The organism is Wolbachia endosymbiont (group A) of Ischnus inquisitorius, from assembly GCF_964026985.1.
Taxonomy (GTDB): domain Bacteria; phylum Pseudomonadota; class Alphaproteobacteria; order Rickettsiales; family Anaplasmataceae; genus Wolbachia; species Wolbachia pipientis.
The window spans coordinates 1,019,106-1,043,468 of record NZ_OZ034715.1; the positions used below are offsets into that span (position 1 = coordinate 1,019,106).

Genomic DNA, 24,363 nt, shown 5'->3' on the forward strand with positions numbered 1-24,363 from the left:
CTATCTTCAAAAGACCGAAGTCAATCTTGAAGTTCTTTTCCATAACTCATTCCTTTGTCAATTTGAAGAACATATTGACCATATTTCTTTCTAAACTCCTCCTGTTCTTCGAGGAGAGGAAGATTCCTATCTAATATATCGATTATTTCTTTCCGCTTATTCAATATTACATAGTTAAAAAGGGCACTCTCCCCCTTCTTTTCATAATCGTCTGCTATTTTGTCAAAACACTTATTATCCTTAAACTCCAATTCCTCAAAATCTGAGAGCACACTTTGTACCTGAGTCTCATCGAATTGAAGATTTGCTTGAGGAGATAGAAGAGTCAACTTTTCTTCACTTTCCTTGGTACTCGAATTTTTGTACAAACCATTAAATAGATTTATAATACTAGAAAACATTTCACACCTCTATTGTTATAAGTAAACTTGATTATATCTTAATGCTAAATGTTGTAAAGCTAAAATTAGAAACTAAAAAAGCTAACATAAGTTCTGCATTGTTTGCAGCTTTATCAGCCTATTAGGCAGAATTATTAAAGAATTAGTTGAATAGGTATTATGATTCAATTTAACTCCATCCACAAGTTCTCCGCTTGTTACTCCAGTTGCAATGAACACTGATTCACCTCTTGCCATATCTTTTACGGCGTAGACTTTTTCTGGGTCATCAATATTTAAATTTTTTGCTCTTTCTCTTAACTGATCCGTATCAAGTACTAATCTTCCCTCCATCTGTCCGTCGATAGAGCTTAGCGCTGCAGCCGCAAGCACTCCCTCTGGTGCTCCTCCTATACCGATATACATATCATGATTGCCATTTACTAGTGAAACTATGGCCGCAACATCACCATCATCTATTAGTTTAATTTTTGATCTTAATTTCCTGATTTTCTCTATTAATTCACCATGCCTTTCACGTTTAAGTACAGTTACCACGAGATCATTCACTTTGCATTTTTTTGCCTTGGCTAAATTGTCTAGATTCTTTTCAATGCTATTTTTTAGTGAGACTACACCCTCTGGAAGATTTTTTCCCACTGCTATTTTTTCCATATAAACATCAGGTGCGTGTAAAAAATTACCTTTTTTCGTTGCAGCAAGAACAGACATTGCCCCTGATTTGTAATGAGCACAAATCGTAGTGCCCTCAAGTGGGTCAACAGCGATGTCGATTTCAGGACCATTTCCAGTGCCAACCTGCTCGCCAATATATAGCATCGGCGCTTCATCTCTCTCACCTTCACCAATTACGATAGTACCATTTATTTCCATTGAATTTAATACTGTACGCATTGCATCAACTGCAACCTGATCAGCCTTTTTTTCATCGCCGAAGCCTGCTAGTTTATATGCAGCAAGCGCCGCAGCTTCGGTCACTTTAACTAATTTATAGGCTAAATCTTCCATCATTTGCTTTAAGAACTATATTCAATATATATCATGCTGCTTGAAACTGCAATATGCCTTGACTGGTTGTGGGAAAGTTGCTATAATAAACTAACATATAGTAGTAGGGTTAGTTATGATATATAGTAATGATGATATTAGAGAGTTGTATCTAAATATAAATGAGACTGTAAAACAGAAGCCTTAAGCAAGTCTTGAAGAATTAAGTAAAGAGCTAAATGCAAGAATTGATCTAAAGCAAAAATTTCATAATAGCTGTGTGTTGGGAGATTTACTATTAGCACTTGCAATTGAAAAAAGTAATCTAGATTTTATAAAATTTCTCTTTAAAAATGAGCTAAAAATTATTAGTATCATTTCCCAACAAGAAGAAACATGCCATATTCCCAAAACTATAAATGGTCAATCTATATTAAATTATGCTGTCCATTTTGGTAATACCGAAATTTTAGATCTATTCTTACAAAATGTTAACGCAGAACAATCAAAGCTAATACCTAAAAGCAAGCTGTACAAGTTGTGTCAACAATTAAAGAGTAATGCGTTAGATAAGGCTATAGACAAAAACAATGAAAAACTTGTTACGTTACTCGTGTCAGCGATAGAGGAGAAACAAGAAAAGCAAAAAATATCTAATGAGGAAATTAAAGTAGGATCTGGCAGTAATAGTAATGCCACTAGTAAATCTATAGCAACATCAACAAAAAAAACAAATCCAACTACTGTACCAAATAGTGGTAACGGTAGGAGTGTTATTAATAAACCAGTATCTCCTGTAGTATAGCATTTCTCATAATAGTCCGAATAGGTCATAGGAAGGCAGAATCAACAGCACGACGAAAGGATTCGAATAGAGGAATGTTTTTCCTGGCTCTGTTTTTTATAGCAAACCAATGATGCTCAATTTTGTTAAAATCTGGAGAATAAGGCGGCAGATACAAAATTTCTGCACCGACTCCTTTAGCGAGCTTGATAAGCTTATCAGACTTATGAAAAGTAGCATTATCAAGAATGACAGTTTGTCCAGGTTCTAAGATCGGTGCCAAAAATTGCTCAAACCATCCATTAAAAATATCCATATTACAGTGGCCTTCAAATGTTAATGGAGCAACTATCTTTCTTCTACTTAAGGCTGCAACCATGCTGATTCGTTGAGTTTTTTTTCCAGATTTTAGGGCATAAAATCGCTGTCCTTTCTGGCAATACCCATATGGATAGTCCTCCGTGTTATCAATCCCAGACTCATCTATATACACTAAGTTTTCTGGTTCTTTTGTTGCTATAATTTTTAAGAATTCAGCACGTTTTTCTTCGTTCCTTTCCTTGTATCCATATGTCTTTTTTTGCGCGTAAATCCAATTTTTCTGAGAGCTCGGTGGATCGTTTGGATACTAACGTTGCCCCAAAGTTTAGCCATTTCCGACAGAGTTTTTCTACCGTGTTTTTTAGCAAATTCGATAAACTTATTCCAGTCGATAATTTTCTGATTGTAACCTCCATTACCGAGTTTTTTTGACTGAAAGTCGCCTGTTTCTTTTTTTCTTTGCTGCCACTCCCACAAAGTAGTTCGTCCAATTTTAAATCTTGCTGCCACTGCTTCTCTGCTTTCCCCTTCGTCTAGTGCTTCCATTGCTTTTTTTCTTAAATCATAACTATATGCTGCCGGCATCCAACCTCCTTATCGCCATCTATCCTTAATCTTATCATATCCGGACTTCTGTGGAAAGAGCTATATTACAGGATTATTCATTACTGCTGCTGTGATGGTTCCATTTGTAACTGGTGCAGTGATTTGTGGTGTTATAGCTGCTTTGGTTGCAATAGCTACCGGGTTGCATGTAAAAAATTCTACATTACCAAGTTATAGGGAGATGAGAGAGAATGAAGTTGAACGTGTAACAGGATGTCATCCCAGTGCCCAGACACTGGGATCCAGAAGGTCATAATAAAAACTAGATTCCAGCGTCACGCGCTGGAATGACACCCTCTGGTGGGCTCAAACCATATGAGTAGCCAACACTGCCACTATACTTACCTAGCAAATTTAGATCTAACACTAAACTGTGCTGCCACTAACTTTGCAATCGGTACTCTATAGGGTGAGCATGAAACATAATCTACCCCTGATTCGATGAGAAACTCTATAGATTTTGGATCTGCTCCATGCTCTCCACATATACCCAGTTTTATTTCTTTTCGGGTTTTTTTGCCTCTTTCAATGGCTATCTTGATTAACTCCCCTACCCCTTCGATGTCCAGCACTTCAAATGGGTCGTTTTCGAATATGTTGCTTTCCTTATAAGAATCAAGGAAATTAACTGAATCATCTCTTGAAAGTCCCATGGTTGTTTGCGTTAAATCATTAGTGCCAAAACTAAAAAACTCTGCATGTTTTGCTAATTTATCAGCAATCAGTGCTGCTCTTGGTAGTTCTATCATCGTTCCAATTGAATAAGCCTTGTCTGATGTCATTCCAGCGCGTGACGCTGGAATCTGCGTCTGGATCCCAGCTGAGATAACAGAGGATTCTTTCTTTGCTAGCTCGCATATCAGAATAAATTCTTTCTCGCTCATGATAAAAGGAATCATGATTTCAGGCTCCACTTCTATCTTCTTTTCTTTCTTTAATTCACTTGCAGCACTAAGTATTGCCCTAATCTGCATGCTATATATTTCAGGATGAGAAATAGCAAGTCTACAACCTCGATGGCCAAGCATTGGGTTCTTTTCTGATAACTGTGCTATTTTATTTTTTACTGACTCAACTGACTTACTAAGTGATTTGGCAATTTTTTCTATAGTAGACTGATCATTGGGTAAAAATTCATGCAAAGGTGGATCAAGCAACCGTATAGTGACTTCCCTGCCCTCCATAATAGAAAATATTTCTTTGAAATCAGACTTTTGCATTTCTTCTAGTTTAATGAGCGCATTTGCCCTTTCATTTTCATCGTCAGCTATTATCAACTTTTGAATGAATTCGATTCTATCACTAGCGAAAAACATATGTTCTGTGCGACATAAGCCTATACCTTCTGCACCGAATTCTTTTGCAATTTTTGCGTCTTTTGGAGTATCAGCGTTCGCTCTCACTTTGACCGTTTTGATTTCATCTATCCAGTTGATTACCGTTTTGAATTCTTGCGATAATTCAGGTGAAATTGTAGGGAGAATGCCAAGCATAACCTCCCCTGTTCCTCCGTTGATGGTAATTGGTTCACCTTTATTTACTTTTGTATCCCCTACAGAAAAGAAAGTTCCATCTTTATCGATATAAAGTCCACTCACACTGCAAATGCATGGCTTACCCATTCCACGGGTTACAACAGCAGCATGCGAGGTCATCCCTCCCCGTGCTGTTACTATGCCACTTGCAGCATTCATTCCATTAATATCTTCAGGACTCGTTTCTGACCTTACTAAAATCACTTTTTTGCCCTGCTCTGCAGCTTTTTCAGCATCACTTGCACTAAACACTACATATCCAGAAGTAACCCCTGGAGAAGCCGGCAGCCCCTTCCCTATTACTTTTTGGTCACTCTTAACGTCAAGAACTGGATGCAATAAATTGTCAAAGGTTTTCGGATCAATTCTCAATATTCCTTCTTCTTTTGTAATCGTTCCTTCGTTTGCCATATCAACTATTATGCGAATAGCAGCTTCAGCCGTGCGCTTGCCAGACCTAGTCTGCAAAATCCATAATTTACCGTCCTGTACAGTAAATTCGATATCCTGCATGTCTTTATAATGCCTTTCAAGTTTTTCACATACCACACATAATTCTCGGTAGACACTTGGCAGCAACTTCTCCATGGTGTTTTTTTGCTCTCCGTCAATTGGCATAGGAGTATAAACACCAGAAACCACATCCTCACCCTGAGCATTAATCAGAAATTCACCAAAGTATTTTTTTTCTCCAGTTGAAGGATTTCGTGTAAATATCACACCAGTTGCAGAATTATCATTTAAATTACCAAAAACCATTGCTTGCACGTTGACCGCTGTTCCAAGGTTTTCAGGAATATTATGTATTCTTCTATAGGAAACAGCCCTATCATTTTTCCAAGAGGCAAATACTGCATTAACTGAGTTTAACAATTGCTCTTCAACGTTCTGCGGAAAATGTTTTCCTGTTTTTTCATGTACTATCCTTTTGAAATTGTTAACAATTTCTTTTAAAACATCAACATCAAGATCAGCTAAGCTTTTTGCTCCACTCTTTTGCTGCTTATTATCAACAACATCTTGAAATAGGTGATGATCAAGCTGTAGTACAACATTGGAGTACATCATGATGAAACGGCAGTAGCTATCGTAAGCAAAACGTTCGCCACTTTTTTTTGCAAGCCCAACAACGGTTTCATCATTTAGACCAACATTTAAAATAGTATCAAGCATGCCCGGCATTGAACTAACACTACCAGAGCGTATGGAAACTAATAAGGGATTATTTAAATCCCCAAATTTACAACCGATGTCATTTTCGAGCATCGCCATGTAGTTTTTGATTCCACTACATATGTCATTCCAGTGCGTGACCACATTTTTTTCTGGATCCGAGTAGTCAGCTACTTGGATAACAGAAGATCTATTGTCTTGATAATAGACTTTGCAAGCAGAGGTGGAAATTGTGAAACCAGGTGGAACAGGAATGCCAACATTGCACATTTCTGCTAAATTTGCCCCCTTTCCTCCCAGCAGATTTTTCATTTCTGCATTGCCTTCGCATTTACCCTGGCCAAAGTAATGTATTAACTTTTCCCCCATCATTTTCTCCGGATTTTCACTGATAAACACATTGTACATACAGCTCCAATAAACCTGTGAGAACTTGAAACCTTAGGATAATAAATTTTACAAAATTTTGCAACAACGTTCCTTACAACAACATCAGTAAAGTTAACAAAAAAGACGACAAATTATTGAATTATTATTAATAAGAATATATAATATAAAGATACATTTAAAAATTTTTTTATGGCTCTTTCTAAATTTCTCGACCCCAAGAATGATGTTGCGTTCCGGCGTATTTTTGGTACTGAAAAAAATAAAGACATCCTCATTCACTTTCTCAATGATATTTTGGGGTTCACTGGCAAAGATGAAATAAAAGAAATAGAATTCCTCAGCACTATTCAAGATGCTGAAATTGCCTCTAAAAAACAAAGTATCGTTGATGTTCTTTGCAGGGATGAAAATGGGGTGCAAGTAATAGTCGAAATGCAAGTTGCCAAAACTAAAGGCTTTGAAAAACGCGCTCAATATTACGCTGCTAAAGCTTATTCAAGGCAAGCTGATAAAGGTGATCAATATCAGGGTCTTAAAGAAATCATTTTTATAGCTATTGCTGATTGTATTCTCTTTCCTAATAAATCTGAGTATAAGTCAGATCATGTAATGTTAGACAAAGATAGCTATGAACATGATTTAAAAGATTTTTATTTTACATTTATTGAGTTACCAAAATTTCCTAAAACTAAAGAAGACCAATTGGAGAGTATAGTTGAAAAATGGATCTATTATTTTAAATATGCAGATGAAACTAGCGAAGAAGAATTGGAAAAGATAATAGGTAGTGATGTAATAATTAAAAAGGCATATGAAGAACTAAATAGATTCAACTGGTCAGAGAAAGAATTTATTGCCTACGAACAGGAAATAAAACGTATTCGTGATGAACGGGCTGTTCTTGAACAAAAACTTGATGATGCTAAAAAGGAAGGAAAAATTGAAGTTGCAAAAACAATGCTGGCTAATAATGTTGATGTCACCACTATTGTTAAGTTTACTGGCCTCTCCATGAGTGAGATCAAAGAATTGCAGAATTAAGTGGACCCGCAAACGGTTACACGAAATAATGCTGCAGCCTGACCAGGTGATAAGTACATTTAGCCTATTTATCTTTATACTTTCATGTCAATTTTATAAATCAAATTTATTTCTGTGAGTAGCTACAATTTAAAGACCTTGCTTCATCAATGTAATGGAACAAAACCTTTTTAGTAAGTTCAAAACCCTCTAAAGTCTCTCCTTCGCATCTTGCTGTAATGCAGTTTTGCGTATTTGATACCCTAAGAAGCCACCAACCTTTATTATCGGTTACCTTAACACCATCAAGATCTGAAAATACAATATTTTGCTGCTCCAGTGTTTTCTTTATTGACTCAATTATTTGAAACTTTTTCTCATCTTTCACTACAATCTTCACTTCATGAGTGATATATAACTTCGGTAAATCCTCAATCACCTGAGATAGGCTTTGGTTTTTCTTAAGCAAAATGTCAACTGCTTTAACAGCAGAATATAGCCCATCATCAAAACTTAGCTCAGAAAAGAAGAAGTGCCCGCTTAATTCACCAGCAAACTTTGCCTCTTCCTCTACCATCTTCTTCTTAACTAGTGAATGTCCAGTAGCACAGGTGATAACTTGCCCTCCTAACTTGCTAACAAAATCATGCACTTTCATACTCATTTTTACGTTAGCAATAACTTTGCTTTCTGGATATTCCTCCAACACTTCACGTGCAAAAATTATAAATAAATGGTCATTGGAAACAACGTTGCCTTTATTATCAATTAAGCGCACCCTATCGCTATCGCCATCTAGCGCAATGCCAAGATCACATCCATATTCCTTCACAATGTCAATTAATTGAGCAAGATTTTTTTCCTCTATGGGATCTGGATCATGCAGTGGAAATGCCCCATCTATAGAGTTATTGGTTACGATGTGCGTATGACCAGGCAAGATCTTTTCAATATACCTTATAATTCCACTTGCTGGACTATTTCCACAATCCCAGGCTATTTTTAATTTCTGTGTAGTATTATTCTTCACTGCACTTTTCAATATGCTAATGTACTCACTATATATATTTATGTTAATTAAGCTTCCAATTCTTGTGCTGTTTTTAATTGGACTGCTTATAATTTCCTTCATTTCTTGATCTGAGAAGACTTTTTTATTACTAAAAAATTTAAAGCCATTATATTCGCTGGGGTTATGAGAGGCAGTTATTATGATACCAAGATCCGCCTGTGTGATTTGTGTTGCAGCGTAAAGCATAGGTGAAGAGCATAGTCCAACGCGTATAACATTTGCACCGGATAAAGTTAAGCCCCTAATTAATTCTCTTTCTATACCTGGTGAATCTATTCTGCTGTCGTAGCCGACACAAACACTAGCTACGGTTTGGCCAAACTTTCTACCTATCTCGTACCCATCATTAATCTGCAAATCTTTGCCTACTATACCTCTAATATCGTATTTTCTTATAATGGTATTGTCCATACTGTACTTCTTGAAGTGACTACTATATAACATTTTGGCCAAATGCTCAAGTTTATTTATCCAACAATTAGTTGATTTTTTTAAAGAAATCTGTTAATATTATAGTATATTTTTTAAAATGTAAAATTATGCCACAGGAAAACGAAAATGTATTTATAGCTGAAAGTCAAAGTTTAGATGTAGATGAACAAAAGAAAAATGATACTTTAAATGTCATTGAATCTTCTAAGAAACTCCTAAGAACCTTCTTCATCTATCGGCTCCTCTTTCATTAGTATATAACCAAATTCCTTTGCTTTTTTAGTCAAATTTTTGACTACTCTCTCTTTGTAGAGTGTTTCATAATAGTTCATTCCTTTTTCTACATATTCTTGTCCATATTTTAGCATATTATAAAAAATACATGCTAATTTCCTTGCTGTAGCAGTGATCGCTTTTGGTATCCCTAGTCGCTTCTTTAACCTCCTGCAGTATGCACCAAGTGCAGTGTTGCTTCTTGATACACAATGAGCAGCAAGTCGCAAGGCAGTTGCAGCACGATTAACAACTTTACGAGTTCTTGTTCCAATAATTTTCCCTCCTGTAATTTTATTAGCAGGACTTAATCCGAGCCAGGAAGAAAAATGCTTTTCTGTCCTCCATTTATTGTGATTTATACCTGTTTCTGAAATGACAGCCTGTATACTTAATACATCAAGTCCTGGAACTCTAGTAAAATCCATCCCCGTTATTCGATATAAATCTTCATCTACGGCAAAATCTGGACTATTCTTCTGTTTTCTCTTTCGTGTCTTATTCAATGCCCTGTTCTCATTCGACTTTGTTTCAAATGTTTTATAGTAATTTTCTATACTTTTATCACATCCCGTTATTTGCTCTTGAAAAAAAGTATATGCTGCATATTCTTGTTTTAGCACAAACAAGTGTTCCTCTCTATAATCACCAGCTAACGCTTTTGCTATAGTAGACTGATCATTTTTTATTCGTGCATCCCTGAATTTAGCCAATTTCTCAGGATCTCTTTCGCCTTCAATTATAGCTTCAATGATTTTCATACCAGTTATCCCAGTAATATGACTAATAACCTTGTGTAATTGAATATTCATTTGAATTAGCGCTTTTTGCATACGTTGAGTATGTTTAGCTGCATTTTCAATTAGATTAGCACGTTGTCTAACGTAACTACGCAGTACACACATTTGATTATCCGGTCTAAATGATCCTTGAAGCAGTCCATAGCTGTGCAATTGTTGCAGCCATTGACAATCTTGAACATCAGACTTTCTACCAGGCACATTTTTGACATGTCGCGCATTTACTAATTTTACTTCAAATTTATGTGATTCTAATATTTGAAATAAGGGAATCCAATATACTCCAGTTGACTCCATGGCTACAGTTCTAACCTGACACTTTTTTAACCACTTTGCTAAGTTGTGTAGATCTACTGTAAAGCACCCAAATTTTTGGATACGTTGTTCATCTCTTCCTTCAGGTACACATACATAATGTACAGTCGAGCCAATATCAATCCCTGCTGCATCAAGGTTTATTGTTTTTAATTTACTTTTTGCTTCTGCCATATAAAATCCCTCCTATATTATTATGATAAGAAGCACTTCAGCTTGGGACGGTTAGGTTATACAATCTTCTAAACGAGGTAGCCCAAAAAGAACTCCATCAATGGTTTTACCATTTCCCCCAAAACCATGCTTTCAAACGGGCATTTATAGCACCATTGATTGTTTCGGTTATAGCTGCAGAAGCGCTTCTTCATAACACTATACCCAAAGAACATAAAGTAAAGAGGGAGTTTCTTTTTGGTTTTACAGATTTTATCTGTTCTGGGCTTTTAATGAGATCGCTATAATATTTCATGACCTACTGTAAAAGTTTAAATTATTTTTGAAGAACCAATTCATTGAATTTGTTACTTCGTGCTAAAATAATGGAGTATGTCTCTCCATCATTCAATAGCAATTACAGTATGTTTAGCTATAATTTGAAAAACAAAAATTCGTCATTCCGCTACTAGTTAGCGGGATCTAGAGGTACCGCGGCGGCATGACGTAGGATTGCTGTCATCCCGCTGCTTGTTAGTGGCTAAGAGATACTGTGAATAAATCACGGTATGACGGTTAAGTATCCCGCTACGTGTTAGCGGCTGAGATAACGCGAATAAATCGCGGGATGACGTGTTGCTTGGGTCAGCTATAGAAGCAAAACTCATCATTTTGAAAGAGGAGGAGATTTTTCCGGACCCTCAGCGGAGATTGATTTTGGATCTGATAATTCTGTATTTACCTTGATTGGCTCTAATGGAGTTTTCTGCTCTTCCGGTTTATCATCTGGAATTGGAACAGGCCAATCCATAATGTTTTGCGGTATAACTTCTGCTTCTTTAGCTTCTTTTTGACCTGTTGAAGATGATGCATCAACTCCTGCATTTTTGGTAACTTCTTGTTTTAGTTGTTTATTTTCTTCTTGCAGTTGCTTTAAATTTTTCTTTAACTCGTCAATCTCTCTTATTTTTTGTTTTAATTGTTCAGATATAGTTAGTTTGTCTCTAGTCAATTTTTTGTTTTCTTGTCTTAACCCACTAGCTGTTCTGCTTGAGTTGTTGTTTACAGCTTGTATACCTTGGTCTTGCTGCTGCATGCTTGTTCCTCTACTTTCATATTCAACTTCAGTTTGAGTTGATGTAGCTGCCTGACCTTTTTCCTGCTGTAATATGTTCTGCAGTTGCTCTAGACTCTCTTTGACAGATGCCAGCTCTTCCTGTGTACACGTTAACATCCCTTCCTTTTCCTTAAGTTGATATTGAAGTTTTTCTATTTCCCTCTTCGTATTTTCTTCGCTTAGCTCATCTGCAAGTGATCTTCCAGGTTCAAGTTGTCGAATTTCCCTCTCTAAATCTTCCTTTTCTCTCTGTAATTCATTTAATTCTTTAGACAATTGGCTCGCCGTTTCAGCCAATGTATTGTTTTCCTTTTTTGTTTCCATTAACTGTTCTGCCAACTGCTTTTTATGATCATCCTTTAAACCTTCCACTATTTTCTTCAGGTCATTCTCCAAATTTGCATTCTTTTCCTTTAGTACAGTTAAATTAGCTTCACTTTGCTTCAATTTTCTCTGTAATTCTTTATTTGCCTCATTTGTTTCACCTTCCTTATCTTTCAACTGATCATTTAAGTTCTTTATTACATCATTTTTATCCTGTAGTTCTTCCTCTTGTTCCTTTATTCTTTGACCTCTTTCAAATATCGCTCGCTGTTGTTCATTGACTTTATCTCTCAAGGAGTCACGTTCTAATCTTAGATCCTCAAGCTGCTTTGCCTGCACTGCAAAATATTTAGCAAATGTTTCTTTTTCTTCCTCTAATTCCTCAACTTCATCTTTTAATCCTTCTTGCTCATACTCTTCTTCATCACCAGACATATCATCCTCAAATATTTCATCTTCATCACTAAATTCACTGCTGGTGGATATAGAACTTCTACGTGAAGAAGGTGTGCTAGGAGAGGAATACCCACTGCTGCTTGGTGTAGGTGACTGTGGTGATATATGTAGATCTTTTGTAAATATTTCCTCTGCTGGTACTTGCTGATCGTCTACACTCTTGGATATGCCAGTAAAAGCTTGATACAGAGTTTTTCCGTTGATAAAAACTTCTTTATTTTGTCCAACTAACTTTAATACTTCTTCTGAACTCGTTATTCCTCCAAATTTTGGCTCACCAATAACACTCTGTATACCACCAGAATCCAATTTTACGGTCATGCTACAGTCTATGCTGTTACCTTCAGAATCCTTAGCCTGCCAATTAATGGTCATTTCACATGAGCTTGAACCAGTAAAATCATAGTGCCTTTCGCTGCCTTTTTTGGTTGCAGTTATTTGACTATCTTTCCCTAAAGATATGTTATAAACCTTACCTTCACTGCTGGTCCTTAAAATATTGCTAATTTCTATTGGTTTTTCTTCATTTTCAAATCTAATTTTGAAGTCATTATCCTTTGTTGGATACACTAAGAAATTTTGACCAGGCAGAGACGACTTAAGTTCTTTATGCATTGCGTCTATTGATTGCTCAAATTTTTGGAACTCCTTTTCCCACTTTAAATTTATCTGTCCTGTAATGTCCTCATCTTTGCGTAAAGGACCAATAAAGTACCAGATTAAATTTTCTTCCTCCAGTCTTTTGATAAAATCCTGAAGATCGTTGAAAGCCCAGAACAGATAAAATCTGTAAAACCAAAAAGAAACTCCCTCTTTACTTTATGTTCTTTGGGTATAGTGTTATGAAGAAGCGCTTCTGCAGCTATAACCGAAACAATCAATGGTGCTATAAATGCCCGTTTGAAAGCATGGTTTTGGGGGAAATGGTAAAACCATTGATGGAGTTCTTTTTGGGCTACCTCGTTTAGAAGATTGTATAACCTAACCGTCCCAAGCTGAAGTGCTTCTTATCATAATAATATAGGAGGGATTTTATATGGCAGAAGCAAAAAGTAAATTAAAAACAATAAACCTTGATGCAGCAGGGATTGATATTGGCTCGACTGTACATTATGTATGTGTACCTGAAGGAAGAGATGAACAACGTATCCAAAAATTTGGGTGCTTTACAGTAGATCTACACAACTTAGCAAAGTGGTTAAAAAAGTGTCAGGTTAGAACTGTAGCCATGGAGTCAACTGGAGTATATTGGATTCCCTTATTTCAAATATTAGAATCACATAAATTTGAAGTAAAATTAGTAAATGCGCGACATGTCAAAAATGTGCCTGGTAGAAAGTCTGATGTTCAAGATTGTCAATGGCTGCAACAATTGCACAGCTATGGACTGCTTCAAGGATCATTTAGACCGGATAATCAAATGTGTGTACTGCGTAGTTACGTTAGACAACGTGCTAATCTAATTGAAAATGCAGCTAAACATACTCAACGTATGCAAAAAGCGCTAATTCAAATGAATATTCAATTACACAAGGTTATTAGTCATATTACTGGGATAACTGGTATGAAAATCATTGAAGCTATAATTGAAGGCGAAAGAGATCCTGAGAAATTGGCTAAATTCAGGGATGCACGAATAAAAAATGATCAGTCTACTATAGCAAAAGCGTTAGCTGGTGATTATAGAGAGGAACACTTGTTTGTGCTAAAACAAGAATATGCAGCATATACTTTTTTTCAAGAGCAAATAACGGGATGTGATAAAAGTATAGAAAATTACTATAAAACATTTGAAACAAAGTCGAATGAGAACAGGGCATTGAATAAGACACGAAAGAGAAAACAGAAGAATAGTCCAGATTTTGCCGTAGATGAAGATTTATATCGAATAACGGGGATGGATTTTACTAGAGTTCCAGGACTTGATGTATTAAGTATACAGGCTGTCATTTCAGAAACAGGTATAAATCACAATAAATGGAGGACAGAAAAGCATTTTTCTTCCTGGCTCGGATTAAGTCCTGCTAATAAAATTACAGGAGGGAAAATTATTGGAACAAGAACTCGTAAAGTTGTTAATCGTGCTGCAACTGCCTTGCGACTTGCTGCTCATTGTGTATCAAGAAGCAACACTGCACTTGGTGCATACTGCAGGAGGTTAAAGAAGCGACTAGGGATACCAAAAGCGATCACTGCTACAGCAAGGAAATTAGCATGTATTTTTTATAATATGCTAAAATATGGACAAGAATATGTAGAAAAAGGAATGAACTATTATGAAACACTCTACAAAGAGAGAGTAGTCAAAAATTTGACTAAAAAAGCAAAGGAATTTGGTTATATACTAATGAAAGAGGAGCCGATAGATGAAGAAGGTTCTTAGGAGTTTCTTAGAAGAAACTTTTATAAGTATCGTTGATGAGAAAGGAAAAGTTGTTAAGGAAGAAGTTGTTGCAAGCGAAAGTAAGGCAATAGCAGATTAGCCAAGGCAAAAAATACGAACCCATAGGAATAGAAAGTGGATAGTTGTCAATATCAATGTGCAAAGAGTTAAGGAGTTTTGGATTACCAGTAATTTGTGTAGATGCAAGGCATATGGCAGCAGCGTTGTCTGCAAGAATCAATAAGAATGATAAAAACGATGCGAGGGGTATAGCGCAGATGATGAGAAGTGTTAGTAAAATCAGTTGTCAAATTAAAATAGCGCTTGGAAGCAGAAGACAGCTAATGTGTAGCAAACAGCAGGTTATTGGAACAATAAGAGGGTTGTTGAAGATACATGGTCGGTAAAGGATCAAAATTTGAAACTTTCGCTTTAAGAATACAAGAGGCAATAAATAATTTGGATGAAATCAGTAGGAGTTCAATTGAAGCGTTAGTTTGTAGTTTGGAAGCAATAGAAAAGTCATTAAGAAAGCTTGACAAAATGCTTTCAGAACAAGGTGAAAAAGACGATGATTGTAAATTGTTAACTACTGTTCCAGGAGTGGGGATTATAGTAGCAATGACGTATAAAGCTGCAATTGATAACCCACATAGGTTTGAGAAATCTGATACAGTTGGAGCATATATAGGGTTGACACCAAGGCAATATTCTTCTGGAGAAGTTGATCGGCATGGCAGCATATCAAAGATGGGACCAGCGGAATGTAGAAGTATGTTATATGAAGCTGCACAAACAATGCTTACAGTTACCAAGAGGACATTTAAATTAAAAAACTGGGGTTGCGAAGAAAAAAGGAATGAAAAAAGCAATTGTAGCAGTAGCAAGAAAATTAGCTGTAATTATGCATAGGATGTTGGTTGATAAAACAGAATTTTATTATCAATAAACATCAAAAGAGCATAGGACAATAATTTTATTGAAAATAAAGATAGCAATGCCGATGGAAGGGACAAGCAAGAACTTAGTTAGACTTCGTGGTAAATATGTTGCCGTCCACTTCCGCCTAACAAGTATAATGCGGCTTGACAAATTTATTGTCATCTCAGACCGCGGAGAGAACCATATGCTACTTTTAACTTATGTAAAATTACCAAGGATTATGGAGAAGATATGCTGTTTTGATTTGTGTGAAAATTATTGTTGACTTATGTGCAATTAGAGAACCTAAGTCACTTTAGCTATAATTCAGAATTGAGAGCTTTTAATAACTCTCTAACTCCCACTTAGGTCTTGGTGCAAAATTGAGAGAATCTATATAGCTTTTCTGTAACATTTCAATTCCTGCCCATCCAACCATTATTGCATTATCTGTACATAGGTTGTTGGGAGGAAAAAATATGTTTAAGTTTATGTGTTGCTTTAATTTTTCTCTCAAGAAATTATTTGCTGCAACTCCGCCGGTAATCACAAAGTCATTGATTTTGATATTTAAAGATTCGGCTATAATAATCGCATTACTAACCCTGTCCAGCAGTATGTCACTAATACACTCTTGAAACGAAGCACATACATCACACACATCTTGCTCGCTCATTTTCAGTTCTTGCACTAAGTTTTTTACTGCTGTTTTAATTCCAGAAAACGAAAAGTTACATCCAGAACGTTTTATCATTGCCCTTGGCAGTTTGAATCTTGTGCCATTGCCTTTTTTAGCCAACTTTTCAATTAATGGGCCTCCTGGGTAGCTTAAACCCAGCATCTTAGCAACTTTATCGAACGCTTCACCCAGCGAGTCATCAAGCGTTTCTCCAAGTTTAACGTATTTGCCTACATCCTGTGCAATTAAAAATTGACAGTGACCACCTGATATTAATAGGACTAAAAATGGAAATTTTACCTCATTCAGTAACCTAATAACCAATGCATGCGCTTCTAAGTGATTCACTGCAATGAACGGTTTTTGTGCTACATGCGCAATTGCTTTAGCCATCATTGTACCAACTATTAATCCACCTATGAGTCCTGGTCCTGATGTTGCTGCAATTGCATTGAGGTCACAAAAGTTAAGGTTAGATTTTTTTACAGCGCTTTTTATCAGGCCACTTAAATGTTCCATATGAGCACGTGAAGCTATCTCAGGAATCACCCCACCGCGTTTTTTGTGTTCTACTTGAGAAAGAATCTTGTGAGCAAGGACTTGCTTGTCACTATTTACAATCGCTACTGCAGTTTCGTCGCAGCTTGTTTCAACAGCTAAAATGGTTTTCATGTATATTTAGTTACTGTATTACCAAAACTATACTTTGAAACGCTGTAGAAGTTAACTGCAAAGTTAACTTCTATAGCTAAAAGATTTACCGACAACCGTCATTCCGCTACGTGTTAGCTGATGAGATACCGCGCACAACTGTACGAACATTCATTCTTAAAGGTAAACTGCACAGCAAATGGTGTCATTCCAGTGCTTGACACTGGAATCCAGCCTTGCCGTAATCTCATCAAGAACGTTGTGTTTTAACATAAGATCAGCCACTTTTATGCTCACCAACTTAGTGCCCAATCCAAATTCCTGGATTCCAGTGTCAAGCACTGGAATGACACCATCTACTACTCAAATTATCTGCAAATTGCAATGTTCGTACACCAAAAGAATGAATCGCGGTATGACGGTTCGCGGCGGCATGACGTAGGAAAACCTGCACTATAAGCTAATCATCATCTCCAAATATAGAGCTAATTTTTTTGCCCCCAGGAGAAAATTTATTAGTCCAACTGCTTTGCACTTTGGTTACATCTTTAAAGACAGTTTTATTGCTGTATTCCTTGATTTCTTTATCTACTCTCTCCATTATTTGTGGATCCAGGTAGCTCTTTTTCCATTGGTCAGTAGCAAGGAACACTTTGTTTAAGTCTTGAGTGCGGATTAAGTATTCTTTATCTTTAGGGTAAACCTCCTGCGCCCAAGCAAATAGCTCAAAATAGCGTGCAAATAATTCAGATGCGCGTGATTTTGCAGTTTGATAAGCCTGTATCTCCTTAAATATAACTTGGCCGATAATTTTCTGCACAAGAATATTTGCTTGCTTTAGGTTCTGCTCAATATCCTGGTAAACTTTATGGAGAAATTCCTGTTCCAAACTTAAGTTCAGTTCATTTTCAACCATGTGTGAAAGTTCATGCACTATAATGTATGGGTTTGACTTCCTCAGTACAATAACATATCTATTTACACTGGAAGACCTGATTGTCTTACACACTCCCTCTTCCATATCCACTAATCCCTCTTGGTATATTTCAAATGAGAGCCTGTTTTGCTTTATTAGTGATAAAGTGAGGTTTAATGTGTTTCTAAACTTCTCAAATTGATAGAGATATTCGACATACCGTATTGCATTTTCACTGCTTCCTACTTGAGTTGCTTGTTTTATTAAATTCCTGATTAGCATACCTTATTATTAAAGGAATTCTTTTTATACTCAAGAATTGATTGGCTACAAAGTGTTTTTAGGAAGCCTGATTGCATAGCTAAAGTAATTCATGTTACTGATAACCGTCATACCGCTGCTTGTCAGCGGGATCTATGGTGAGATACCGCGAATGAATCCATAGCTGTATGAACATTCATTTTTGAAGGTAAATTGCACAGCAAATGGTGTCATTCCAGTGCTCTTTTTTTGTCATCCCAGTCTGGGATCTATTTTGCATGTAACTCCAATTGTGTTTTGGCATAAAACGCGACACGTATTAGACTTATTTGCAAGCAAAGCTTGCTAGATCCAAGTAGTCAGGACACTGGAATGACACCATAGGGGCACTGCCGTCATAAAGGAACCAGTGTCAGCTACTTGGATGACAGCTAGCCTAATAACCGTCATCCCGCTGCTTGTTAGCGGGATCTAGAGATACCGCGGGGTTGTAAAGTAATTTTTTACATCTAATGCTCGGCCAGTGCCTGCATGATACCACGTATTATCTATACCAAGGTGTTCTGCTTGTAGATATTATACCAACAATCCACTATTTTTTTTATGTCTTGTGGTTTAGTTTCTGGACCTATACTGATTCTAATTGAACACTCTGCTTGCTCTTTTGTTGCCCCCATTGCAAGCAAAACATGGGAAGGCTCAACTTTTCCAGAAGAACATGCGGAGCCATTACTAACTGCAATATGATTCAAGTCAAAATGCATAAGCTGCACATCACTCTTTACTCCTGGCATATAAATAAAACTTGTGTTTGGCAGCCTCTTAGAGTTTTTACCGAAGATTCTTATGTCACTGGCAAGATTTAATAATTCACACTCTAATTGATCACGTAGCTCCTTTACTTCATCCATTTTTGATAGAAGGTCTGGAATATTTTGCAGTGCAGCAGAAAGGCCTGCAATCGCAACAATATTTTCCGTACCACCACGAAATCCCTTCTCTTGTCCACCACCTATTATAATAGGTTCTATCGCAAGTTCTTTATTGAATATTAAAACTCCACTGCCTGCTACACCGCCAAATTTATGGGCGGATAAAGTGAGTAAATCCACTCCTAAATCTTCCATATTAACTTTAATTTTCCCAACACTTTGAGCAGTGTCAGTGTGGCAAATTGCTCCAAACTTGTGTACTATTTTAGCCATTTCCTCAATAGGTTGAATAACTCCGGTTTCGTTATTTGCCATCATAACTGAAACTATTGCTTTGTTTCCTTTAAGTTCGCTTAGAATTTTTTCTAGCTCTAAAAAGTCAACAATGCCCTCCTGATTAACAGATATTATATATGGATTACATGCAGAATTAAGAATTGAAGGATGCTCTATAGCTGAAATTATATGCAGGTAGCCTTTCATTCCTCTCATAACAAGGTTATTCGCTTCAGTTGCACCAGACGTAAAAACTATTTCTTTATCACTTGAAACGCTAATAGCACCACGTACGTTATCTCTTGCATCCTGAAGAATCTTCCTCGCTTCTTGTCCTCTCTTATGTAGTGATGATGGATTGAGCGTTTGTTTTGACAAGACCTCAAATATACTTTTTTTTACATTTTCACTAATTGGAGCAGTTGCATTGTAATCAGCATATACGCAACCACTATTTTCTAAAGAGAATGGACTCATCTGTCACTTAAATAAGTTTACCATCAACTATAGCCATAACTATGTACGTTAGCTTTAACACGATAAAAAATTTATTGCAAAAACAGCGAAATTAATACATAATTAATAACTCACGTCATTAATACCTGTCAAGCGGGTTCTTATTAGGGGTTACCATGGTTGAAGTTTTTTTGAATAATGCAACAAGAAAGATAGAAGGTGAATACCACCAAAGCAAAGATGCCAACGCGCCGGTTGTGCTGGTTTTACATCATCATCCTCAATATGGTGGTAATATGGATAGTAAAATTGTACATAGTACATATACGTCTTTTATCGATAACAATTTTTCTGCATTGAAAATTAACTTTCGTGGTGTGGGAAAATCTACCGGAACTTTTGATAAGGGTATAGGAGAATTAACTGACGCTGCGGTAGCCATTGATTGGCTTCAGGAACATAATCCTAGCAATGTTCCAATTTGGATCGCTGGTTTTTCTTTTGGAGCATGGGTGGCTATGCAGCTAACAATGCGCCGCCCTGAGATAGTGGGTTTTATTGCTCTTTCTCTTCCGGTAACTAAGTACGATTTTTCTTTTCTTTCTCCCTGTCCAGTTTCTGGGCTTATAATACAAAGCAGTAATGATACAATCTCAGAAGAAAGCGATGTAACAGAATTAGCAAAAAGGTTGATAAATTCAGTAAGAAGTGATCACATGAAATACTATATAATAGATGATACTAATCACTTTCTAAAGGATAAAGAAGAGGAAGTGACTCAAATCGTGGACAATTATATAAAACTGCGCTTGAATAGTGCAACTATTTCTTCTCAAAAGGTCAAAAAAGAGGTAAGGGTAAAAGAATATGCCTAATCTTTACAAACAAGAGAAATGAGTGTAGTAATATAAATGAAAAGGTTTTGTTATGTTTAAAAAGCTATTATTTTTTGTTTTAGCTGTGTTTATGTTATCGGGGTGTTCCCTAAGTAAACAGCGTAAGTTAAAAAGTCCGTGTATAAAAAGCAATGAAAGCATTTCATGCGAGTTGTACTCTGTTAATGATCATTGGTTAGATAAGTATAGGGCATAGAAATTGTGCTATTTTTCCTATTCACAACTTCACTAATGATCGATCTCTCAATTGGAAAATGCAGTCTGCCTTTTCTGCAAGGAGATGATTGTGTGTTACTATAAGCATAGAGCTGTTATTTTCCTTTACGTATGAATGTAGCAGTAAAAACACCTTAAAAGAATTTGTTGGATCTAAATTTCCTGTTGGCTCATCTGCAAGTAAAAGCTTTGGAGAATTTACAATGCTTCTTGCAATTGCAACTCTCTGCCTTTCCCCACCCGAAACTTCAGATAACATGCTACTTGCTTTGTTTTCCAGACCAAATTTTTCCAACATTGCTTGCGAATTTTTTTTTGCTTCAGCTTTGCTTTTTCCTGCAATGAGTTGAGGAAGCATAATATTTTCCAACACCGATAACTCTTGTAACAAATAGTGAAATTGATAAACAAAACTAAGAAAATTTCTTCTTACATGAGTTTTATGCTTATTACTGGCTTGTGTGCAATTTATTCCATCTATCGTAACTATACCTGAAGTTGGCTTGTCCAACAAGCCTGCGATTTGCAATATAGTTGTTTTCCCTGCACCTGAATCGCCAATCAGCGCTACTACTTGCCCTCTTGTGACACTTAAGTTGATATCCTTTACAACAGCAGAATTGTTCTTGAAGCTTTTATCTACGGAAGTTAGTTCTAGTGCTACATTACCACCCATGTTTAAAAGATCCAGAAGGCATCTAAGTTTTAGTAATAATTAAACCGAAAAACTGTTACCACAACCACATTGAGACTTAGCAAAGGCATTCTTTATTTGAAAACCAGAACCACTGAGATCCTCAGTATAATCTATAACTGAGTTATTTAAAAATTTTGCTGAACAATTATCAACCATTAATACAGGGTTTCCATTTTCATCATTAATTACTATATCTTTACCTTTTTCGCTAAAACTGGAGTGGCTTCCATAGTCCTCACTTTCTTCATAGTCATCATCTTCGTCTTCGTCATCAAACTCATCATCGTAATCATCGTCTTCATCATCCAAAGATAGATTTTTATTCATTTGATCCATAAGAAAATTGTATTTGAAGCCAGAACATCCACCACCTGAAACTGCAACCCGTAAAATGGAACTCTTATCCCCTTCCTGCTCTGCAAGAGAGTGGATTTTTTTTAGTGCATTATCAGTTAAGTTGATGTTGTAATTTGTTGACATAGTAACCACCGTTTATTATTGATAACTTATTATAGTAGAAATTTTACATGTCAAACAATAATTTTCTATTAAATTATGCATGTTTTCCAAGCAAAACAAAAGGGAGATACTTCAAAGAGCCAGAAGATGAGAATCGCAGCTGCTTTCAGCGTGATAGGGACCGTATCATTCACTCTAATGCGTTTAGAAAATTGGAGTACAAAACACAAGTTTTTATCAATTATGAGCACGACTACTATCGCACTCGGCTTACTCATAGCCTTGAAGTTGCACAAATTGCAAGGTCCATTGCGCGTAGACTTGGCTTAAATGAGGATATCACTGAATGCATAGCGCTCGCACATGATCTTGGTCATCCTCCATTTGGTCATGCAGGTGAAGATGCTCTAAAGAAATCAGTTCAAGATTTGAATCTTGATAACGAGAAGTATGAGTTTGATCATAATGTTCAAGCTATAAGGATTTTAACTTACCTCGCACAAAAACATGCTGATTTTGATGGTATGAATCTAAGTTGGGAGGTGATTGAAGGAGTTGCAAAACATAACGGTCCCTTGCTTGGTCAAAACGCGGAGTCTTCTACAAATAATCAGCTGTTATTAGAATACAACAAAAAATATGATCTAAAACTTGAAGAATTTTCAAGCATTGAAGCGCAAGTTGCTTCAATTGCCGATGATATTGCTTACAGTGTTCACGATCTTGATGATGCACTCAGGGCGAATTTAGTAACCATCGAAGATTTGCTGAATGTTCCTTTAATTGAAAAAATGTTTAAAGACATAAGGAGCAGATATTCAGAATTGCCTCAGAGCAAACTCATACATGAATCACTGAGTGGAACTATAGGAACTATGATAAGTGATGTTGTTTCTCAGACTGAAAGAAATATTGAAGATCACAAAATAAAAAGCGTAGAAGACGTAAGAAGTCTAAATAAAATGCTAGTCACATTTTCACCAGAAGTTGCGAATGCTACAAAAGAAATGAAAAGATTCAACATGGAGAAAATATACAGAAGCTATAAACTGAGTAGAACGATGAACAAAGCAAAACGCATAATACAGGAACTCTTTCAATGTTTTTATGAAAACCCAGGATTACTTCCCACAGAGTGGAGCAAACTCGCTTGTGAATCTCAGCGTTCAGTAATAATATGTGACTATATCTCAGGTATGACAGATAGATTTGCTATACACGAGCACAGAAGAATTTTTGATACCTCATACGAAATGACTTCTTTCTAATGACTGATGATCATTTCATGTCAATTGCATTAAGGCTTGCAGAAAAAAATCTTGGAAATGTTGAACCAAATCCTGCTGTCGGGTGTGTTATTGTAAAGGATGGTACAATTGTTAGTGAGGGATACACAGGGATTGGTGGGCGTCCGCATGCGGAGGTAGTCGCTTTGCAAAACGCTAAAGATTCAACTCATGGCGCAACTATATATATCACTCTTGAGCCATGTTGTCATCACGGAGTCACGGGGCCTTGCACTGCAAAAATCATAAAAGCTGGCATAAAAAGAGTAGTAATTGCAACTATTGACCCAGATAGTAGAGTTTCAGGTGGAGGCATTAAAGCTCTGAAAGAAGCAGGAATTGAAGTTGAGCAAGGTATTATGCAAAAAGAAGCAGAAGAACTGAATGTCGGTTTTTTCACCACTAAAGAATTACATAGACCATTTATAGCTTGCAAAGTCGCAACAACTCTTGACGGAAAAATCGCAACATTTACAGGCGATAGCAAATGGATAACAAGTGAAAATACGAGAAACTGGGTGCATGAGCTCAGAACGAAATATGATGCAATTATGATCGGCAGCAATACTCTTATTAATGATGATCCACTCTTAACTTGCAGATTACCAGGACTCGGAAGTAGATCGCCAATAAGGCTAATTATAGATAGTCAAGGGAGATTAAAGGAAGAGCATAACATTGCAAAGACTGCAGACAAAGTAATAACTTGGGTCATCACAAATAAAGAAGTAGAGAAAAAAATAAAAAACATTAACTACTTGAAAGTCAATTCAAACGATGCAGGCAAAGCCTGCCTAAAGGACATGGCATTAAAACTTGTTTCAGAAATCGGTATAACAAGGTTATTAGTTGAAGGTGGAGGAGTGTTAATCACAGAACTATTAAAGTGTAATTTAATCGACAGGTTGATAATATGCCGCAGTGGTAAAATTTTAGGCAATGATGCCACTCCTTTTGTAGGAGATTTAGGGATTCAATTCATTAACAACTGTTATCAGTTTAAAAAAACAAAGATAATAGAGTTTAGTGAGGATATAGTTGAGGTTTGGGATAGGTCGTCATAATCCTTACATACTCAAACAGTAAAAAAAAGGTATCCGTTCAGCGGAGCGGTAAAATAAAAAGTAGACAAGGAGTGCTAAAAACATAATATAATAAGTAGTATGTGTGGTAAA

Annotated in this window: 23 protein-coding genes; 9 read left to right on the forward strand and 14 right to left on the reverse strand. The window is 36.4% G+C overall.

Features of this window, described 5'->3' with window-relative positions:
• Positions 1-20: 20 nt before the first annotated feature.
• Together AAGD90_RS05330 and glpX are read right to left on the reverse strand one after the other, a co-directional pair.
• The gene (locus AAGD90_RS05330) at positions 21-401 is read right to left on the reverse strand and encodes a hypothetical protein (RefSeq protein ID WP_341821771.1); all 381 of its coding nucleotides are present in this window, start codon (positions 399-401) and stop codon (positions 21-23) included.
• 81 nt (positions 402-482) lie between these two features.
• A complete protein-coding gene (gene glpX, locus AAGD90_RS05335) occupies positions 483-1,409 on the reverse strand; it encodes a class II fructose-bisphosphatase (RefSeq protein ID WP_341821772.1) in 927 nt (308 codons plus the stop codon).
• A gap of 262 nt (positions 1,410-1,671) precedes the next feature.
• Here glpX and AAGD90_RS05340 point away from each other — a divergent pair, with 262 nt between their 5' ends.
• Positions 1,672-2,193 carry an ankyrin repeat domain-containing protein gene (locus tag AAGD90_RS05340; RefSeq protein WP_341821774.1) on the forward strand — a complete coding sequence of 174 codons (522 nt, stop codon included), beginning with the start codon at positions 1,672-1,674 and terminating at the stop codon, positions 2,191-2,193.
• A 25-nt stretch (positions 2,194-2,218) separates the two neighbouring features.
• On the opposite strand, the gene AAGD90_RS05345 is transcribed toward AAGD90_RS05340, so the two are convergent.
• Together AAGD90_RS05345 and ppdK are read right to left on the reverse strand one after the other, a co-directional pair.
• Positions 2,219-3,078 (reverse strand): IS630 family transposase gene (locus AAGD90_RS05345; protein WP_156518142.1). Its coding sequence is split into 2 segments (ribosomal slippage): positions 2,219-2,754 and positions 2,754-3,078, totalling 861 coding nucleotides; the frame shifts between segments, so codons are not numbered across the junction.
• A gap of 362 nt (positions 3,079-3,440) precedes the next feature.
• Positions 3,441-6,176: a pyruvate, phosphate dikinase gene (ppdK, locus tag AAGD90_RS05350; RefSeq protein ID WP_341821775.1), complete on the reverse strand. Its 2,736-nt coding sequence runs from the start codon at positions 6,174-6,176 to the stop codon at positions 3,441-3,443.
• A gap of 210 nt (positions 6,177-6,386) precedes the next feature.
• Between ppdK and AAGD90_RS05355 the strand changes: the two genes are divergently transcribed.
• A complete protein-coding gene (locus tag AAGD90_RS05355) occupies positions 6,387-7,238 on the forward strand; it encodes an Rpn family recombination-promoting nuclease/putative transposase (RefSeq protein WP_015589151.1) in 852 nt (283 codons plus the stop codon).
• Positions 7,239-7,344: 106 nt separating this feature from the next.
• Here AAGD90_RS05355 and AAGD90_RS05360 read toward each other — a convergent pair whose 3' ends face one another.
• Complete coding sequence (locus tag AAGD90_RS05360; protein WP_227738550.1) at positions 7,345-8,700, reverse strand: phosphomannomutase/phosphoglucomutase; 1,356 nt, start codon at positions 8,698-8,700, stop codon at positions 7,345-7,347.
• A gap of 236 nt (positions 8,701-8,936) precedes the next feature.
• A complete protein-coding gene (locus AAGD90_RS05365; RefSeq protein ID WP_341821667.1) occupies positions 8,937-10,283 on the reverse strand; it encodes an IS110 family transposase in 1,347 nt (448 codons plus the stop codon).
• Positions 10,284-10,438: 155 nt separating this feature from the next.
• Between AAGD90_RS05365 and AAGD90_RS05370 the strand changes: the two genes are divergently transcribed.
• Entirely contained in the window at positions 10,439-10,570 is a 132-nt protein-coding gene (locus tag AAGD90_RS05370; protein WP_341821776.1) for a hypothetical protein, read from the forward strand.
• A 359-nt stretch (positions 10,571-10,929) separates the two neighbouring features.
• Here AAGD90_RS05370 and AAGD90_RS05375 read toward each other — a convergent pair whose 3' ends face one another.
• Complete coding sequence (locus AAGD90_RS05375; RefSeq protein WP_341821778.1) at positions 10,930-12,774, reverse strand: hypothetical protein; 1,845 nt, start codon at positions 12,772-12,774, stop codon at positions 10,930-10,932.
• 104 nt (positions 12,775-12,878) lie between these two features.
• Entirely contained in the window at positions 12,879-13,040 is a 162-nt protein-coding gene (locus AAGD90_RS05380) for a hypothetical protein (protein ID WP_341821780.1), read from the reverse strand.
• 155 nt (positions 13,041-13,195) lie between these two features.
• Here AAGD90_RS05380 and AAGD90_RS05385 point away from each other — a divergent pair, with 155 nt between their 5' ends.
• From AAGD90_RS05385 to AAGD90_RS05395, 3 genes are all read left to right on the forward strand, one after another.
• On the forward strand, positions 13,196-14,542 hold the full coding sequence (locus tag AAGD90_RS05385; RefSeq protein WP_341821667.1) for an IS110 family transposase: 1,347 nt from the start codon (positions 13,196-13,198) through the stop codon (positions 14,540-14,542).
• Positions 14,543-14,697: 155 nt separating this feature from the next.
• Entirely contained in the window at positions 14,698-14,949 is a 252-nt protein-coding gene (locus tag AAGD90_RS05390) for a hypothetical protein (RefSeq protein WP_010081945.1), read from the forward strand.
• The gene (locus AAGD90_RS05395) at positions 14,939-15,454 is read left to right on the forward strand and encodes an IS110 family transposase (protein ID WP_010081946.1); all 516 of its coding nucleotides are present in this window, start codon (positions 14,939-14,941) and stop codon (positions 15,452-15,454) included. The genes AAGD90_RS05390 and AAGD90_RS05395 overlap by 11 nt, the downstream gene beginning before the upstream one ends.
• A 352-nt stretch (positions 15,455-15,806) precedes the next feature.
• On the opposite strand, the gene tsaD is transcribed toward AAGD90_RS05395, so the two are convergent.
• The 4 genes from tsaD to AAGD90_RS05415 all read right to left on the reverse strand — a co-directional run bounded on the left by tsaD (position 15,807) and on the right by AAGD90_RS05415 (position 19,655).
• Positions 15,807-16,814: a tRNA (adenosine(37)-N6)-threonylcarbamoyltransferase complex transferase subunit TsaD gene (gene tsaD, locus AAGD90_RS05400; RefSeq protein WP_341821781.1), complete on the reverse strand. Its 1,008-nt coding sequence runs from the start codon at positions 16,812-16,814 to the stop codon at positions 15,807-15,809.
• Positions 16,815-16,970: 156 nt separating this feature from the next.
• Complete coding sequence (locus AAGD90_RS05405; protein WP_022626335.1) at positions 16,971-17,135, reverse strand: hypothetical protein; 165 nt, start codon at positions 17,133-17,135, stop codon at positions 16,971-16,973.
• Positions 17,136-17,253: 118 nt separating this feature from the next.
• A complete protein-coding gene (locus tag AAGD90_RS05410; protein WP_209473121.1) occupies positions 17,254-17,991 on the reverse strand; it encodes a hypothetical protein in 738 nt (245 codons plus the stop codon).
• Positions 17,992-18,518: 527 nt separating this feature from the next.
• Positions 18,519-19,655, reverse strand: a complete 1,137-nt coding sequence (locus AAGD90_RS05415) for a cysteine desulfurase family protein (RefSeq protein ID WP_341821782.1) — start codon at positions 19,653-19,655, stop codon at positions 18,519-18,521.
• Positions 19,656-19,810: 155 nt separating this feature from the next.
• On the opposite strand from AAGD90_RS05415, the gene AAGD90_RS05420 reads away from it, so the two are divergent.
• Positions 19,811-20,509 (forward strand): alpha/beta hydrolase, encoded by a 699-nt coding sequence (locus AAGD90_RS05420; RefSeq protein WP_209473125.1) that lies wholly within the window; start codon positions 19,811-19,813, stop codon positions 20,507-20,509.
• A gap of 238 nt (positions 20,510-20,747) precedes the next feature.
• On the opposite strand, the gene AAGD90_RS05430 is transcribed toward AAGD90_RS05420, so the two are convergent.
• The gene (locus tag AAGD90_RS05430) at positions 20,748-21,422 is read right to left on the reverse strand and encodes an ABC transporter ATP-binding protein (RefSeq protein WP_341821783.1); all 675 of its coding nucleotides are present in this window, start codon (positions 21,420-21,422) and stop codon (positions 20,748-20,750) included.
• A gap of 39 nt (positions 21,423-21,461) precedes the next feature.
• Complete coding sequence (locus AAGD90_RS05435) at positions 21,462-21,923, reverse strand: heme biosynthesis protein HemY (RefSeq protein WP_341821785.1); 462 nt, start codon at positions 21,921-21,923, stop codon at positions 21,462-21,464.
• 47 nt (positions 21,924-21,970) lie between these two features.
• Here AAGD90_RS05435 and AAGD90_RS05440 point away from each other — a divergent pair, with 47 nt between their 5' ends.
• Both AAGD90_RS05440 and ribD read left to right on the forward strand, forming a co-directional pair.
• Positions 21,971-23,170 carry a deoxyguanosinetriphosphate triphosphohydrolase gene (locus AAGD90_RS05440; RefSeq protein ID WP_341821786.1) on the forward strand — a complete coding sequence of 400 codons (1,200 nt, stop codon included), beginning with the start codon at positions 21,971-21,973 and terminating at the stop codon, positions 23,168-23,170.
• Positions 23,170-24,252, forward strand: coding sequence for a bifunctional diaminohydroxyphosphoribosylaminopyrimidine deaminase/5-amino-6-(5-phosphoribosylamino)uracil reductase RibD (ribD, locus tag AAGD90_RS05445; RefSeq protein WP_341821787.1), 1,083 nt, complete (start codon positions 23,170-23,172; stop codon positions 24,250-24,252). The genes AAGD90_RS05440 and ribD overlap by 1 nt, the downstream gene beginning before the upstream one ends.
• Positions 24,253-24,363 lie beyond the last annotated feature (111 nt).